At 70.3% G+C, this 15,134-nt stretch carries 12 protein-coding genes; 5 read left to right on the top strand and 7 right to left on the bottom strand.

Annotated features, from left to right (window positions below; translation table 11 throughout):
• Nucleotides 1-60: 60 nt before the first annotated feature.
• Nucleotides 61-1,059 (bottom strand): chymotrypsin family serine protease, encoded by a 999-nt coding sequence (locus ACTWNK_RS12395; RefSeq protein ID WP_474304055.1) that lies wholly within the window; start codon nucleotides 1,057-1,059, stop codon nucleotides 61-63.
• A gap of 61 nt (nucleotides 1,060-1,120) precedes the next feature.
• Entirely contained in the window at nucleotides 1,121-1,861 is a 741-nt protein-coding gene (locus ACTWNK_RS12400; RefSeq protein ID WP_474304056.1) for an IclR family transcriptional regulator, read from the bottom strand.
• Nucleotides 1,862-1,915: 54 nt separating this feature from the next.
• On the opposite strand from ACTWNK_RS12400, the gene ACTWNK_RS12405 reads away from it, so the two are divergent.
• Nucleotides 1,916-2,830 carry an SPFH domain-containing protein gene (locus ACTWNK_RS12405; RefSeq protein WP_474304057.1) on the top strand — a complete coding sequence of 305 codons (915 nt, stop codon included), beginning with the start codon at nucleotides 1,916-1,918 and terminating at the stop codon, nucleotides 2,828-2,830.
• Here ACTWNK_RS12405 and ACTWNK_RS12410 read toward each other — a convergent pair.
• The 5 genes from ACTWNK_RS12410 to aceB are packed head-to-tail and all read right to left on the bottom strand — an operon-like array spanning nucleotide 2,827 to nucleotide 9,074.
• Nucleotides 2,827-3,582 (bottom strand): IclR family transcriptional regulator, encoded by a 756-nt coding sequence (locus ACTWNK_RS12410; protein ID WP_474304058.1) that lies wholly within the window; start codon nucleotides 3,580-3,582, stop codon nucleotides 2,827-2,829. The two genes, ACTWNK_RS12405 and ACTWNK_RS12410, sit on opposite strands and share 4 nt — an antisense overlap.
• On the bottom strand, nucleotides 3,579-4,781 hold the full coding sequence (locus ACTWNK_RS12415) for a (Fe-S)-binding protein (protein WP_474304059.1): 1,203 nt from the start codon (nucleotides 4,779-4,781) through the stop codon (nucleotides 3,579-3,581). The genes ACTWNK_RS12410 and ACTWNK_RS12415 overlap by 4 nt, the downstream gene beginning before the upstream one ends.
• Nucleotides 4,782-4,785: 4 nt before the next feature.
• On the bottom strand, nucleotides 4,786-6,012 hold the full coding sequence (locus ACTWNK_RS12420; protein WP_474304060.1) for an FAD-binding oxidoreductase: 1,227 nt from the start codon (nucleotides 6,010-6,012) through the stop codon (nucleotides 4,786-4,788).
• Nucleotides 6,009-7,463: an FAD-linked oxidase C-terminal domain-containing protein gene (locus ACTWNK_RS12425; RefSeq protein WP_474304061.1), complete on the bottom strand. Its 1,455-nt coding sequence runs from the start codon at nucleotides 7,461-7,463 to the stop codon at nucleotides 6,009-6,011. Before ACTWNK_RS12425 ends, ACTWNK_RS12420 begins: the two co-directional genes overlap by 4 nt.
• A gap of 24 nt (nucleotides 7,464-7,487) precedes the next feature.
• Nucleotides 7,488-9,074, bottom strand: coding sequence for a malate synthase A (gene aceB / locus ACTWNK_RS12430; RefSeq protein WP_474304062.1), 1,587 nt, complete (start codon nucleotides 9,072-9,074; stop codon nucleotides 7,488-7,490).
• A gap of 151 nt (nucleotides 9,075-9,225) precedes the next feature.
• Between aceB and ACTWNK_RS12435 the strand changes: the two genes are divergently transcribed.
• From ACTWNK_RS12435 to ACTWNK_RS12450, 4 genes are all read left to right on the top strand, one after another.
• Nucleotides 9,226-9,921 (top strand): DUF4097 family beta strand repeat-containing protein, encoded by a 696-nt coding sequence (locus ACTWNK_RS12435; protein WP_474304063.1) that lies wholly within the window; start codon nucleotides 9,226-9,228, stop codon nucleotides 9,919-9,921.
• Nucleotides 9,922-10,202: 281 nt separating this feature from the next.
• Nucleotides 10,203-11,654, top strand: a complete 1,452-nt coding sequence (gene hflX / locus ACTWNK_RS12440) for a GTPase HflX (protein WP_474310898.1) — start codon at nucleotides 10,203-10,205, stop codon at nucleotides 11,652-11,654.
• 522 nt (nucleotides 11,655-12,176) lie between these two features.
• Nucleotides 12,177-13,385 carry an imidazolonepropionase gene (hutI, locus tag ACTWNK_RS12445; RefSeq protein ID WP_474304064.1) on the top strand — a complete coding sequence of 403 codons (1,209 nt, stop codon included), beginning with the start codon at nucleotides 12,177-12,179 and terminating at the stop codon, nucleotides 13,383-13,385.
• Nucleotides 13,386-13,892: 507 nt separating this feature from the next.
• Complete coding sequence (locus tag ACTWNK_RS12450; protein WP_474304065.1) at nucleotides 13,893-14,756, top strand: DegV family protein; 864 nt, start codon at nucleotides 13,893-13,895, stop codon at nucleotides 14,754-14,756.
• Nucleotides 14,757-15,134 lie beyond the last annotated feature (378 nt).

The raw sequence follows: 15,134 nt of genomic DNA on the forward strand, positions 1-15,134 counted from the left end.
TCCTTGCGTCTCGGGATACCTAAAGGACGGTTCACCCGGGGAAGGAGCCTGTCAATGGGGTCAGGCCCACACGACGGACACGCCGAGCTCGGCCTCCACGACCGTGATACGGGAGGCGTAGGCCATCCCGCCACGCGGGGCGAAGGCGGAGGGGATGTTGTGCCCCCACAGCAGCCCGACCGCGCTCGCCTCGGTCGCGTCGTTGTCGACGATCACCAGCGATCCCGAGTCGCCCTTCTGACAGAACGAGCCGCCGGGCGTGTGCACGGCCATCTGCTGCAGCAGGAACGCGTCCGGCCCGCCCGAGGGCCAGTTGAGCGAGACGTGGTCGTGCACGATCGTGCCCGAGGTGACGCCGGTGACGAAGCCGCGCTTGCGCACCGGCATGGTGACGCCGGGAAGCACGGTCGAGGTGACGGCCCTGACCAGGTCGGGAAAGCCGTGGTCGTGCCCGGCGATGCCCCCGGTGACGCCCCTGCCCTGCGCCCGCGCCGCGTCGAGCGAGAAGACCGCCGAGTCGGTGTCCCCGGCCAGGATCGGCAGGAACGGGATGAGGTGGATGTGCGGGAAGTCCACCCGCAGCACGTCGCCGACATTGTCGTCCTTCGGGATCGGCGAGCCGAAGATCAGCGGTGGCGAGTCCGGCTGCCAGATGTTGCCGGGGAAGGGCTGGCCCGGCTGGCCGGTGACGTGGAAGCAGGTCAGGCCGAGCAGCTCGCCCGTCGAGGTGTCGAGCACGACCGCGCCCATCGTGCCGGACCCGGCCATCGGTGAGGTGATCTTGATACCGCCCTTGAGATCGGCATACCTCGTCGCGTCGGGCAGCACGCACGGCTCCACATTGCGCTCGACCACGCACACCGGCACGCCGAGTATGTCGCCTGGCAGCCCCTCGGGCACCGAGGTGAAGTCCGAGACCATGATGACGACGGCCAGTTCGTCGAAGAACTCGCCGTTCTCCTCGCGCATGCCGAGCCCGATCCCCGTCACGCCGGGCAGGGCCAGGATGGACGGTTCGACCAGCGACTTGGCCTCGACCAGCTCGAAAGGGATCTCCATGAGCGCAGCCTGCCGCGTGTGGTCGCGCCCGTCATGAGTAGGGGCTACTCACCGTCGCCGCTCAGGCGTGGTAGCCGATCCTCCGGCTGATCTCACGCGCGCCGTCGGCCATCAGCGCGCCGACCTCGGCGATGCGCCCCGGCGTCAGCCGGTAGCTCGGGCCCGACACGCTGAGCGCGGCCACGACCGAGCCGTCCGGGCCCCTGACGGGCGCGGCGACCGCGTTGAGCCCGACCTCCAGCTCCTCCACCGTCCAGCCGTAGCCGAGCCGCCTGATCTCGGCCAGCTCGGCGGCCAGCTCGTGCGGCGAGACGATCGTCTGGGCGGTGTAGCGGTCGAGGTGCTCGCACGCCAGGCCGCGGAAGGCCAGCAGGACCTTGCCGCTGGAGGTGGCGTGCAGCGGGGTGCGCCTGCCGACCCAGTTGTTGCCGCTGATCGCCGAAGGCCCGACGGCCTGGGCCACATTGACCGTGTGCCCGTCCAGGACCACCGCCAGGTTCACCGTCTCGCCCAGCGTCCCGGCCAGGCGCTCGCAGACCTGCCTGCCCTCCTTGGCCAGGTCGAGCTGTGCGGTCGCCGCGCCCGCCAGCCGTACGACGCCGAAGCCCAGGCGGTAGCGGCCGCGTTCCTCGCTCTGTTCGACGAGGCCGCCCTGCTCCAGGGCGTTGAGCAGGCGAAAGGCCGTGGACTTGTGCACGGAGAGCTCGACGGCCAGATCGGTCACGCGGGTGGGGCCCCTCCGGGCCAGGATGTCGAGAATGGCGATCGCCCGATCGACGGACTGAACCGAGCTGTTGCTCATAGCGCGAAACACTATTATCTCGCCGCGTAAAGCACAGTCGATGAAGGAGAGACCATGGCCGCGGCCAAGCGCACATGGGTGTGGAAGGCGTTCTTAGCGGCCGTCGTGGCCGTGGTGGTGCTCGGGTTCACCGCGACCGGGTGCTCGCGGGTCAGCACCCAGCCGGACGAGGTCGTGCTGCACTACGCGGGCGGCACGTTCGAGGCGATCAAGTTCGAGCGGTGCATCAACCCCTCCAGCGGCGCCACCCTGCTCGGACCGGGCGACACCGGCTACTCCTATCCGTTCGGGCAGCGCACGTTCGACTTCTCCGGCGCCGGGGACTCCGAGTCGGGCGGCATCAGCATCGTCTCGCGCGACAACGTCGAGATGAAGGTCGCCGGTTCGGCCACCTTCACCCTCAACACCGACTGCAAGGTGCTGCAGCAGTTCCACGAGAAGATCGGCCGCAAGTACGGCGCCTACTTCGAGGACAACGAGTCCACCGGATGGGCGCGGATGCTGAACTTCTACTTCAAGCAGCCGCTCGACCGGGCGATGGACGCCGCCTCGCAGGAGTTCGAGTGGAAGAAGCTGTTCAACGACCCCGAGGTCAAGCAGGCGTGGGAGCAGCGCGTCGGCGCACTGGCCAGGCAGTTCATCCGTGAGACCGCGGGTGCCGACTACTTCTGCCAGCCCAACTACGGCGGCACCGGCGACTGCGGCGACGTCGTGCTGACCATCCAGAAGCCGCAGCCGCCCGACAGCCTCATCGAGGCCCTCGCGGCCGAGCAGGCGGCCAAGCAGCAGAACCTGGCCCAGCAGCAGATCAACGCCAAGGTCAAGACCGAGCTGGAGTCGATCGAGGACCTGGTCCGCGTGCTCGGCCGCGAGGGCGCGATCACGTGGAAGGCCATCCAGGACGGCAGGGTGGAGGTCATCCCCGTCCCGCAGGGCTCCGGCATCACCGTCACCACGCCCAAGCGCTAACCCAGCTCCGCCCCGAACTCCTTGGCGATCAGCCGCATCCCGGCCGCGAGTTCGTCCCGGTCGAGCGCGTCGATGCGCTCGGCGGGGCCGGACACCGACATCGCGGCCACCACCCTCGTCCCGTCGTGCACGGGCACGGCAAGGCAGTGCACACCGAGCTCCTCCTCACCCAGGTCGAGGGCATACCCCCTGTTCCTGACCAGGTCGAGCTCGGCGAGCATGGCGTCCGCGTCGGTGAGCGTGTTGGCCGTACGGCGGGCCATGCCGGTGCGGCCGAACAACGCACGCGCCTCGGCCGGGGGCCGCTCGGCCAGCAGCACCTTGCCCACCGCCGTGCTGTGCGGCAGCACCCGCCGCCCCACCTCGGCGAACATCCGCAGCCTGCGCGGCGAAGGCGCCTGCGCCACATAGACCACGAAGTCGCCCTCGAGCACCGCCATGTTCGCCGTCTCGCCCGACAACTCCACCATCCTGACCAGGTACGGCTGCGCCCACACGGCCACCATGCGTTCGGCGACGCCGCCCAGCCGCACCAGCGCGCCGCCGAGCGCGTAACGCCTGTCCGACTCCTGACGCACATAGCCACGCAGCAGCAGCGTGCGCAGCAGCCGATGGATGGTCCCGTAGGGCAGCCCGGTCCTGGCCGCGATCTCGGAGAGCCCGGCCTCGCCGCCGTGCGCGGACAGCGCCTCCAGGACGTCCAGCGCACGCTCGACCGACTGCACCCCCGTGTTCGGCCTGCTCTCGTTCACAACGCCACCCCTCGCATCGACGCGTCGAGCACCTGGGCGGTGTGCGCGACGCGTATCTCCTGGCCTCTGCGGCCCATCGCGGCCGCGATCTGCAGGGTGCAGCCGGGATTGGCCGACACCAGCACCTGCGCCCCCGTGCCCGCCACGCCGCCCGCCTTGCGGTCGCCCAGGTCGCGGGCGGCACGCGGCTGGAAGATGTTGTAGGTCCCGGCCGAGCCGCAGCAGATGTCGGACTCGGGCAGCTCCCGCAGCACCAGCCCCGGCACGGCGCGCAGCAGCTCACGCGGCTGGGCCCGCACGCCCTGGGCATGGGCCAGATGGCAGGCGTCGTGATAGGCCACGGTCAGCTCCAGCGGCTCACGCCTGGCCGCCGGTCCCAGCTCGACGAGGTACTCGGCCAGGTCCAGCACACGGAAGGGCGGCTCGGCGCCCAGCAGGTCCGGGTAGTCCTTCATCGTCGAACCGCATCCGGCCGCGTTGACCACGACCGTGTCGACGCCCGCCCTGGCGAACGTCGCCACCGTGCGCGCGGCCAGCCGCCGGGCCTGGTCGCGGCGTCCGGCGTGCACACTGAGGGCGCCGCAGCAGCCCTGCGCCGCCGGGATCACCACGTCGCAGCCCTCCATCGCCAAGACCCTGGCCGTGGCCGCGTTGACCTGGGGGAAGAACTCGCCCTGCACACATCCGGTGAGCATGCCGACCACCGCACGCCTGGGTCCTCTCGCCCGCACCCGGCGCGGCAGCCGTACGCGCGGGCCTGGGGGTGGGGCCAGGGCGGCCATCGCGCCCAGGCTCGGGTGCACGCGGTCGAGGAACGGCGCCAGCCGCCCGCTCAGCCGCATCGGCAGCCGCAGCGCCCGCAGCCTGCGCGGGTAGGGCAGCAGGCCGAACACCAGGGCGCGTACGGCACGCTCCTGCGGATCGCGTTCGTGCAGCCGCTCGACCTCTGCCCTGGCCCCCTCGATCAGCCGGTCGTAGCGCACGCCCGAAGGGCAGGAGGTCAGGCAGCCCATGCAGCCGAGGCAGGCGTCGAAGTGCCCGGCCATCTCGGGCGTCAGCGGCACGCCTTCGACGTGCTGCTTCATCAGATGGATCCGGCCGCGTGGCGAGTCCATCTCCTCGCCCCACAACACATACGTCGGGCAGCTCGGCAGGCAGAAGCCGCAGTGCACGCAGTCCTTGATCAGCTCGGGGTCCATGGCGTCAGATCCCTCCGACGAAGCGCCCGGGAGACAGCCTGCGCCCGGGATCGAACCTGTCCTTCACCCTGCGCATCAGCGCCAGCCCGTCGACCCTGCCCCACCGGTCCAGGCGCCTGGCGACGTCCTCGGGCGCGGTCACCACGCGCAACCTGGCCCCGGCGTCGTCCAGGTCGCCGCGCAACGCCGAGACGAACGCGGCCACGCCGGATGCCTCGCTCCCGCCGGGCAGCGCCACGTGACACACGGGCTCGGGCATCAGCCACACCTTGACCGACGGCCGTACGCCCGAGCCGCGCGCGGCCGCGTGTACCGCGATCATGGTCGTGGTGATCGAGGCGGGGCCGGGCACGACGGCCAGCAGGATCTCCTCGCCCGGCAGCAGCCCCCATCCTGGCGGCGGCGTGCTCACGCCCTGTGGCACGCGTCCGGCCGCCGCGTGCCCCTCGTACAGCGCCGAGACCGTGAAGGGGCCGTCGTGGGCCGGCCAGTCGAGCTCGACGCCGCTCGGCTCGGCCTGGCTGGCGGCCAGGGCGCGCAGCAGTTCGTCGGGATCGGCACGCCACCGGGTGGAGTCGTGCGGCGCCGCGTCGTCGTGTGCGTGCCTGACGCTGAGCGGGCCCGGGTGCTCGGTGCGCGTCCACAGGCGCTGGGCGGGGATCGGGTGCAGTCGGAACGTGGCCTCGGCGATCACACCGAGCGTGCCGTACGAGCCGGTGAACAGCTTGCCGAGGTCGTAGCCCGCGACGTTCTTGACGACCTTGCCGCCCGATCTGGCCACGGTGCCGTCGGCCAGGACGACCGTGACGCCGATCAGCAGGTCGCGTGCGGTGCCGTACCTGAAGGCCCGGGGGCCGGCCAGGGCGGTCGCCAGCGTGCCGCCGACGGTGGCGCCGGGCACGGGCGTGTCGAGGGCGAGCTCCTGGCCCGCCTCGGCCAGCCTGCTCGCCAGGGCGTCCATCGGCACCCCGGCCTGCGCCCTGACCACCAGGTCGCCTTCGGCGTGCTCCAGCACCTCGTTCAGGCAGCACAGGTCGAGCAGCACGTCGCATCGGTCGGGCCTGCGGCCCCAGTGCAGCTTGCCGCCCGCGCCCACCGGCACCACGGCCAGGTCGCGTTGCGCGCACTCGCGCAGCACCTCGGCGATCTCCTCGACCGTCTCGGGCAGCGCCACCCACCGGGGCGAAACGCCCGACACCGCGTCGCCGGGCCCCGCGGCCCTCGTCGTCACCACTGCTCGGCCTCTCCCGATGCGACCAGGGGATGCACGCCCTTGCGCACGCCGGGCGCCTCGCCGCACAACCTCGGGGTGGGGAAGATCTTGCCCGGGTTCGACAGGCCGTGCGGGTCGAAGGCGCACCGCAGCAGCTGCATGGTGTCCAGGTCGTCCGCGGTGAACATCTTCGGCATCGAGCGCGCCTTGTCCACGCCCACGCCGTGCTCGCCGGTGATCGAGCCGCCGTGCTCCACGCACAGCTCCAGGATGCGGCCCGAGACCAGCTCGGCCCGCTCGGCCTCGGCCGGGTCGGCGTCGTCGAACAGCACCAGCGGATGCAGGTTGCCGTCGCCCGCGTGGAAGACGTTGGCCACCCTGATGCCGTGCTCCGCCGAGAGCGCGTCGATCCCGGCCAGCACCTGGGGCAGTGCGGTGCGCGGCACGACGCCGTCCTGGACGATGTAGGCGGGACTGATCCTGCCGACCGCGGCGAACGCCGACTTGCGGCCCTTCCAGATCGCCGCGCGCTCGGCCGGGTCGTCGGCCACCCGCAGTGCGAACGCCTCGCCGCACATCGCCTCGATCCGGGCGAACTCGTAGGCCACCTCGGCGCTCGGCCCGTCGAGCTCCACGATGAGCACGGCTCCGGCGCCCTCGGGGTAGGAACAGGCCACCGCGGCCTCGGCCGCCTCGATGGCCAGCGCGTCCATCATCTCGATCGCCGAAGGCAGCACGCCCGCCCCGATGATCGCCGAGACCGCCCTGCCGCCCGCCTCGATCGTCTCGAACGCCGCCAGGACCGTCATCACCGTCTCGGGGGCCCGCGTCAGCCGTACGGTGACCTTGGTGGCGATGCCGAGTGTGCCCTCCGAGCCGACGAAGGCGCCCAGCAGGTCGTAGCCGGGGTTGGCGTCGCTCAGTTCGACGATGTCGCCGTCCGGGGTGACGATCTCGCAGGCCTGCACGTGGTTGACGGTGAAGCCGTGCTTGAGGCAGTGGGCGCCTCCCGAGTTCTCGGCCACATTGCCGCCGATCGAGCACACCTGCTGGCTGGAGGGGTCGGGCGCGTAGTAGTAGCCGTGCTCGCGTACGGCCTCGGTGATGGCCAGGTTGGTCACGCCCGGCTCGACCACGGCCCTGCGCCTGCCGATGTCGACCTCCACGATCCGCCGCATCCGGGAGGTCACGATCAGCACGCCGTCGGCGCGGGGCAGCGCGCCGCCCGACAGGCCCGTGCCCGAGCCGCGCGCCACGAACGGCACGCCGTGCTCGTTGCACAGCCTGACCACGGCCGCGACCTGCTCGGCGTCGTCCGGCAGCACGGCCACGGCCGGGGTCGCCCTGTGCACGGTCAGGCCGTCGCTCTCGTAGGTGCGCAGCCGTACCCGGTCGGTGATGACCTGGCCGGGGCCGAACGCCTCGACCAGGCGTGCGCGCAGCGTGTCCAGCGGTGTCACAGGGCTCATCCTCCTCCACGGCGACGCCGGGGGCTACGGCATCCGCTCGTAGGCCGGGAGCGTGAGAAACTCGGCGAAGTCGTCGTCGAGCGCCACCTGCTTGAACAGAGCGGTCGCCTGCTCGTAGCGTGCGGCGTCGTAGCCGGGCTCGGCCGCGATCTTGGCGAGCTCCTCGGCGATGATCTCCTCGACGAGTGCGCGGGTGACGACCCGGCCGGTGTCGGCGAGTTCGATGTCGTTGTGGATCCACTGCCAGATCTGCGAGCGCGAGATCTCGGCCGTCGCGGCGTCCTCCATCAGGTTGTGGATGGCCACCGCGCCGAGCCCGCCCATCCACGCGGCCAGGTAGCGCAGCGCCACGTCCACGTTGTTGCGCAGGCCCGCCTCGGTGATCTCGCCGGGCGTCTTGGCCACCGACAGCAGGTCGGCGGCCGACACCGAGACGTCCTCACGCAGCCTGCCGAGCTGGTTGGGGCGCGTGCCGAGCACGCCGTCGAAGACCTCGCGGCAGATCGGCACCAGGTCGGGGTGTGCCACCCAGGAGCCGTCGAAGCCGTCGCCGGACTCGCGGGTCTTGTCGGCGCGGACCTTCTCCAGGGCGATCGCATTGACCTCGGGGTCGCGGCGCGAGGGGATGAAGGCCGCCATGCCGCCGATGGCGTGCGCGCCGCGCTTGTGGCAGGTGCGCACGAGGAGCTCGGTGTAGGCGCGCATGAACGGCGCCGTCATCGTCACCGCGTTGCGCTCGGGCAGCAGGAACTCGCGGCCCCGCGTGCGGAACTTCTTGATCACGCTGAACAGGTAGTCCCAGCGTCCGGCGTTGAGCCCCGCCGAGTGCTCGCGCAGCTCGTAGAGGATCTCCTCCATCTCGAACGCGGCAGGGTAGGTCTCGATGAGCACGGTCGCCCTGATCGTGCCCCGGGGGACGCCCCTGAGTTCCTGTGCCCTGACGAACACGTCGTTCCACAACCTGGCCTCCAGATGCGACTCCATCTTGGGCAGGTAGAAGTAGGGGCCCTTGCCCTTGGCCAGTTGCCGCTCGGCGCTGTGGAAGAAGTAGAGGGCGAAGTCGAACAGCGAGCCCGAGACCGGTGAGCCGTCGACCAGCAGGTGCTTCTCCTGCAGGTGCCAGCCGCGCGGGCGCACCACGACGGTGGCGAGCTCGTCGTCCGGCCTGAGGGCGTAGCTCTTGCCGCCGGTCTCGAAGTCGATCGTGCGGTCGAGGGCGTCGCGGAGGTTGAGCTGGCCGTTGACGGCATTGTCCCAGGTGGGGGAGTTGGCGTCCTCGAAGTCGGCCAGCCAGACCTTGGCGCCGGAGTTGAGGGCGTTGACGGTCATCTTGCGGTCGACCGGGCCGGTGATCTCCACCCGCCTGTCCTCGAGGCCGGGAGCCGGGGGCGCGACCTGCCACTCGCCCTCGCGCACGTGCACGGTCTCCGGCAGGAAGTCGAGGGTGCCGCCCGCCGACAGCTCGGCCTGCCTGGCCTGCCGCGCGGCCAGCAGCTCCAGCCGCGTGGCGCCGAACTCCCGCTGCAGCGCGGCCGCGAAGGCCAGCGCCTCAGGCGTGAGGATCTCGTCGAACCTGTCCGCCATCGGGCCGGTGATCTCGATGCCGCTCATGAGCTCCCACTCCCTCTTTTCCATATTGTGGAAAAAGACTTCTGGATTATGGAAGCGAAGCTACTCCACGGCCGGGCAAGGGTCAAAGGCGGGGTAGCCTCCGGGGTTTCCCCGATGCCTCAGGTCCTACCCAGGCGGGAGGATCGTCGACATGAAGACGAAGAACGTCGTGGCCGCCCTCGCGGCCCTCGGCTCGTGCGCCCTGCTGACGGGATGCGGTCTGGCCGGCATCGGTGGCCCGACCCAGGAGGACACCGTCACCTACGAGGTGTCCGACCGCGTCGACCTCATGCAGGTGTTCGCGGAGGCCGGCGACGTCGTCGTCACCCAGTCGGCGTCCACCACCGTGCGCGTCGTCGAGACGCTCTACTGGCGCGGCGACCGGCCCAGGACCGAGCACAAGGTCGACGGCTCGACGCTGACCCTGCGCTACGACTGCCCCAAGAGGTTCGGCAGCTGCGGGGTCAACTACCGGGTCGAGGTGCCCGCCGGGCTGCGCGTCAAGGCCGACTCCGGCTCCGGCGACATCACCCTGCGCTCGTTGTCGGGCGACGTCGAGGCCTCCTCCGGCTCCGGCGACATCGAGGCCGGCTCGCTGACCTCGCCCAAGGTCTTCGCCGAGAGCGGCTCCGGCCACGTCAAGCTGAGGTACTCGGGCGTCCCCCGCAGCGTCGAGATCGAGACCGGCTCGGGCGACGCCGAGGTACGGCTCCCGCAGGGCCCCTACGACGTCACCAGCGACACCGGCTCGGGCCGCAGCGACATCAAGGTGACCGACCAGCCGGGCGCGCCCAACAAGGTGACGATCTCCACGGGCTCGGGCGACGTGGACGTGCTGCCTGGTTGAGGGTGAAGGACCAGCCGGGCGCGCCCAACAAGGTGACGATCTCCACGGGTTCGGGCGACGTGGACGTGCTGCCTGGTTGAGGGTGACCTGAACGACGAGCCGGGCGCGGGTGACGGGGGTCTCAGGGCTTTCCGGGGCTCGGCGGTGTGAACGTGCTGCCTGTTCGACGGTGTGCCGATGCGTGATCGGCGGGCATAACCAGGTGAACCCCGGTGGGATGTCATGTCACCATCGGGGAAGACACCACGGTGTCCAGACGTTGCCTACAAGAGATGACACGAATGCACAACGACTCCCGTACTCGCTTCACCCGTGACTCCGCCCGGCAGTGGGACGACCTCGAAGGCGCCCCCGACACCGGCGAGATGGACCTGGAGGAGCGCCAGGCCCTGCGGCGCGTGGCCGGTCTGTCCACCGAGCTCCAGGACGTCACCGAGGTCGAGTACCGCCAGCTGCGGCTGGAGCGGGTCGTCCTCGTCGGCGTCTGGACCTCAGGTACGGCGACCGACGCCGACAACTCGCTGCTCGAACTCAAGCTGCTCGCCGAGACCGCGGGCTCGGAGGTCCTCGAAGGCCTCATCCAGCGGCGCCAGAAGCCCGACCCGGCCACCTACATCGGCTCGGGCAAGGCGCTGGAGCTGCGCGACGTGGTCGAGTCGACCGGCGCCGACACCGTGATCTGCGACGGCGAGCTGACCCCTGGTCAGCTGCGTCAGCTCGAAGAGCTGGTCAAGGTCAAGGTGATCGACCGCACCGCGCTGATCCTCGACATCTTCGCCCAGCACGCCAAGAGCCGCGAGGGCAAGGCCCAGGTCGAGCTGGCCCAGCTGCAGTACCTTCTGCCGCGTCTGCGCGGCTGGGGCGGCAACCTGTCGCGCCAGGTCGGCGGCCGGGCGGCGGGCGGCGTCGGCATCGGCGGCCGAGGCCCCGGTGAGACCAAGATCGAGCTGGACCGCCGCCGCATCCGCGAGCGCATGGCCAAGCTCAGGCGTCAGATCGCCGAGATGTCGACCTCACGCGAGACCAAGCGCGCCCAGCGGCACCAGCGCGAGATCCCCGCGGTCGCCATCGCCGGATACACCAACGCGGGCAAGTCCTCGCTGCTCAACCGCGTCACCGGCGCGGGCGTGCTGGTCGAGGACGCCCTGTTCGCCACCCTCGACCCGACCGTGCGCAGGGCGCGCACGCCGGAGGGCAGGCTGTTCACGATCGCCGACACCGTCGGTTTCGTCAGGCACCTGCCGCACCAGCTCGTGGAGGCGTTCCGCTCGACGCTGGAGGAGGTCGCCGACGCCGACCTGATCCTGCACGTCGTCGACGGCTCGCACCCCGACCCCGAAGGCCAGCTGGCCGCGGTGCGCGAGGTGTTCGCCGACATCGAGGGCGCCTCCGACGTGCCCGAGGTGATCGTGGTCAACAAGGCCGACGCGGCCGACCCCGATGTGATCGACCGGATCACCCGGCGCGAGCGCAACTCCATCGTGGTCTCCGCCCGCACGGGCGCCGGCATCGAGGAGTTGCTGGCGCTGATCGAGCGCGAGCTGCCGAGGCTGGACCACGAGGTGCGGCTGCTGGTGCCCTACGACAGGGGCGACCTGATCTCGCGTGCGCACAAGGAGGCCGAGGTGCTCTCCATCGACCACACCGAGGACGGCACCGTGCTGCACGCCCGTGTTCTGCCTTCACTTCTGCACGATTTGGAGAAGGTCGCCAAGCCGGTGGAAATGGCATAACAGTAACCCAGAGTGTCAATGTGTGGACTCACTGTAGTGGGTTCGCACATTGCCATTTCCGGGGCATCGGTGATCGTTGTGATGTATACGCAGGCCGGGGGCATGATGCGCCGTTGTGCTCGATGCGGGCGCTCGTTGCTGCGAAACTTGCAGCGGAATTCGCATTCGGCGACAAAAACGACAGTGGTCCTTCATCCTTGTGATTGCTAGGATAAGCCAGGCCTTACGAACTAATGGCGTGGGTTTGAATGATGGCTTCAGCGGGCAGACGGGCGGGACCCCGATGGGGGTCGCGTGCCGAGTGTGATCAGTGGGCTTTCTTCGCAATAAGCCTGTACACCGAGCCGACCTGTGAAATAACGTAACTGAACTGAAATCGCCGGATCATCATGAGCCCGGCGACAAGGTCATCTCGCGCATGAGAGCAGGAGACCCCCCAATGTCGTCCGGACCCGGAGCGGACCCCTTGGGCGCGGCGCCAGCCGTGCCGTGGGCGCTGCGCGCTCTTGGGGAGGTGGTGCGATGACCGTTCGGCTGCTCACCAACATCGGCCGTCTGTGGACCGGCAACGACGTCTGCAGCAATGCCGCCATCCTCGTGCACAACGACCGCATCGCGTGGGTCGGCCGCGCCGCCGACCTGCCGCAGAGCGTTCCCGGCGTCGTCGACGACATCGTCGACGTCGACCACGTGGAGAACCTCGGCGGCGCACTCGTCACGCCCGGCCTCATCGACGCCCACACCCATCCGGTCTACGCGGGCAACCGCTATGCCGAGATGGCCATGCGCTCGGGCGGCTCCAGCTCGTCCGCGATCACCGCTGCGGGCGGCGGCATCGGCTCGACGGTGACCGTGACCCGCGGCACCGACCCGTGGACCCTGTGCAACGGCGTGCGCGAACGGCTTCGCGCCTGGCTGCTCAGCGGCACCACGACCGTCGAGGCCAAGACCGGCTACCACCTCACGCGAGACGGCGAGCTGTCCGACGTGCGTCTCCTGCGCGAGCTGGAGAAGGAGCCGATGATGCCGCGCGTGCACGTCACGTTCCTCGCGGCCCACGTCGTGCCTCCGGAGTACTTCGGCCGGCAGCGCGACTACGTCGAGGCCGTGGGCGCATGGTGCGCCGACGCCGCCGCTGCGGGCGCCGACAGCGTCGACGTGTACTGCGACGAGGGCCACTTCACGACCGAGGAATCACGCTGGGTCCTCGCCTCCGGCCGCAACGTCGGCCTGCTCCCACGCGTCCACGCCGGCGCCTACAGCCGCCGCGGAGCCGTACAACTCGCCGCCGAGCTCGGCTGCGCGTCGGCCGACCTGCTGCACAAGACCTCCGACGAGGACATCGCGATCCTGTCGCGCTACGGCGTACCTGCCGTCGTGTGTCCCGCCACGGCCATGCAGCGCGGCAGCCTTCCTCCTGTGCGGCGCATGCTGTCGCAAGGCGTGACGGTCGCGCTCGGCAGCGACCACAATCCCGGCCACTGCGGGATCACGTCGATGTCGCTGGTGATCTCGCTGGCCGTCGCGGCGTTCGGGATGAGCGTCAACGACGCGCTCCGGGCGGCGACACTCGGCGGTGCGACCGTACTCGGGGCGCCTGACCGCGGCGTGCTCGCGCCCGGACGGTTGGCGGACATCGTGCAGTGGGACGCGGATCACGAAGGCGCGTTCGCTTGGTCGTTCGGGTTGAAGCCTCGCCGGGTTTGGCGCGGCGGGACGCCTGTGCAGTAGGTCGGGGGTCCTGGAGGCTCTGGGGGCTCCCGGGGTTGGCTGGGGCGTTTGCCTGCCTGCCTTGGGGGCTTTTGGGGGCGGCTGGCGGCTGTGGGGTGGCTTTCTTGGTTGTTGCGGCCTGTGTTGTGCGGCGGGCGGCTTTAGGCTGAGGTGTGAGGGGTGAGGGGTGCTGCGGCTTGCTGGGGGTTTTCTTGTTGGGCTTCTTCGGTTGGTGGTGGGCTGGGGTTGAAGTGTGTGTTTTGGCGGGGCTTTGGGGGCGTGCTTGGTGGGGCGGGCTGTCTCGTTGTCCTGGCTTTGGGTGAGTTGTCCTGGTGTGGGGCGAAGAGATGATCGGCTTTGGGTGGGCCGGGTCGAGATGGTCGGCTTCGGACGGGCTGGGGCGAGATGATCGGCACCGTGGACGTGACCCCGGATGGCCCGGATGGAGTTGATGGCCTCGGGTGGCCCGGATCGAGATGATCGGCCTTGGATAGCTGGAAACATCCCCCAAGTGGGTAGCCTCCGTACATGTCGCCATCCGTCGCCATCATCACGGACTCGACGGCCTATCTTCCGCCGTCCCTAGTGTCCGCTCTGGGCATCACCGTGGTCCCCCTCCAGGTGATCGTCGGCGGCAAGCCCCACGACGACGTCACACTCGACGCGAACACCGTCTTCGACGCCCTCGGCGACTGGTCACCCATCACCACCTCACGCCCCGCCCCCCAGCGCTTCGCCGACGCCTACGAGGCCGCAGCCGCCGCAGGCAGCGTGGGCGTCCTCTCCCTGCACCTGTCCGCCGAACTCTCCGGCACAGCCGACTCCGCCCGTACGGCCGCCGCCGACGCCCTCATCCCCGTCGAAGTGATCGACAGCCGCTCGATCGCCATGGGCCTGGGCTTCCCCGTCATCGCCGCCGCCCGCGCCGCCCAACACGGCAGCCCCCTGTCGCAGGTCGCCGCCGCCGCGCGTACGTGCATGTCCGGCATGCGCAGCTACTTCTACGTCGACACCTTGGAGTACCTCCGCCGCGGCGGCCGCATCGGCGCAGCCGCCACCCTGCTGGGCTCCGCCCTGATGATCAAACCGCTGCTGCACATCGAAGGCGGAAGCATCGTCCCTCTGGAGAAGGTACGGACGTCGTCCCGGGCCATCGCCCGTCTCGAGGATCTGGCAGTCCAGGCGGCAGAGCGCGTCGACGGTGTCGTGGATGTGGCGGTACAGCATCTGGCGTCACCCGGCCGGGCCGAGGCGCTGGCGGAGCGGGTGGGGCAGCGGGTGGGGAAAGTCGGCGAGGTGGGGGAGTTGCTGGTGGTGGAGGTGGGGGCGGTCATCGGAGCCCACGTGGGGCCGGGGATGCTCGGGGTGACGATCGCGCCTGCTGGAGGGTGATGCCGAGGCGACTCCGTCGCGGAGCGCATCTAGCTTTCACAACGACTCCCACCCTTCGCCGCGGAACCCTGGCCGACTCAACCATGTGAACTCACGGCTCAGCCGTGCGAGCCCATGACTCAGCCGTGCGAGCCCACGATTCAACCGCGTGAACCCACGGCTCAACCAGGTGAACCGACGACCACCCCGAGGCCAGGCACACCGCCGCCCGTCTACCGCCCAACCCCGGCCACGTGCCCATCAACCGGCGCAGTCCGTCGCCTTTTGGGGCGAGTCCGCGGCGGCTTCGGCCCCCACCCGGACGAACTACGGCGGAGTGGTGCCGATTGGAGGCCTTCGGCCTGGAAGTGTCGCGGTTGATCGCCCACTTCGATCTGT

This window comes from Nonomuraea sp. IBHARD001, from assembly GCF_056106265.1.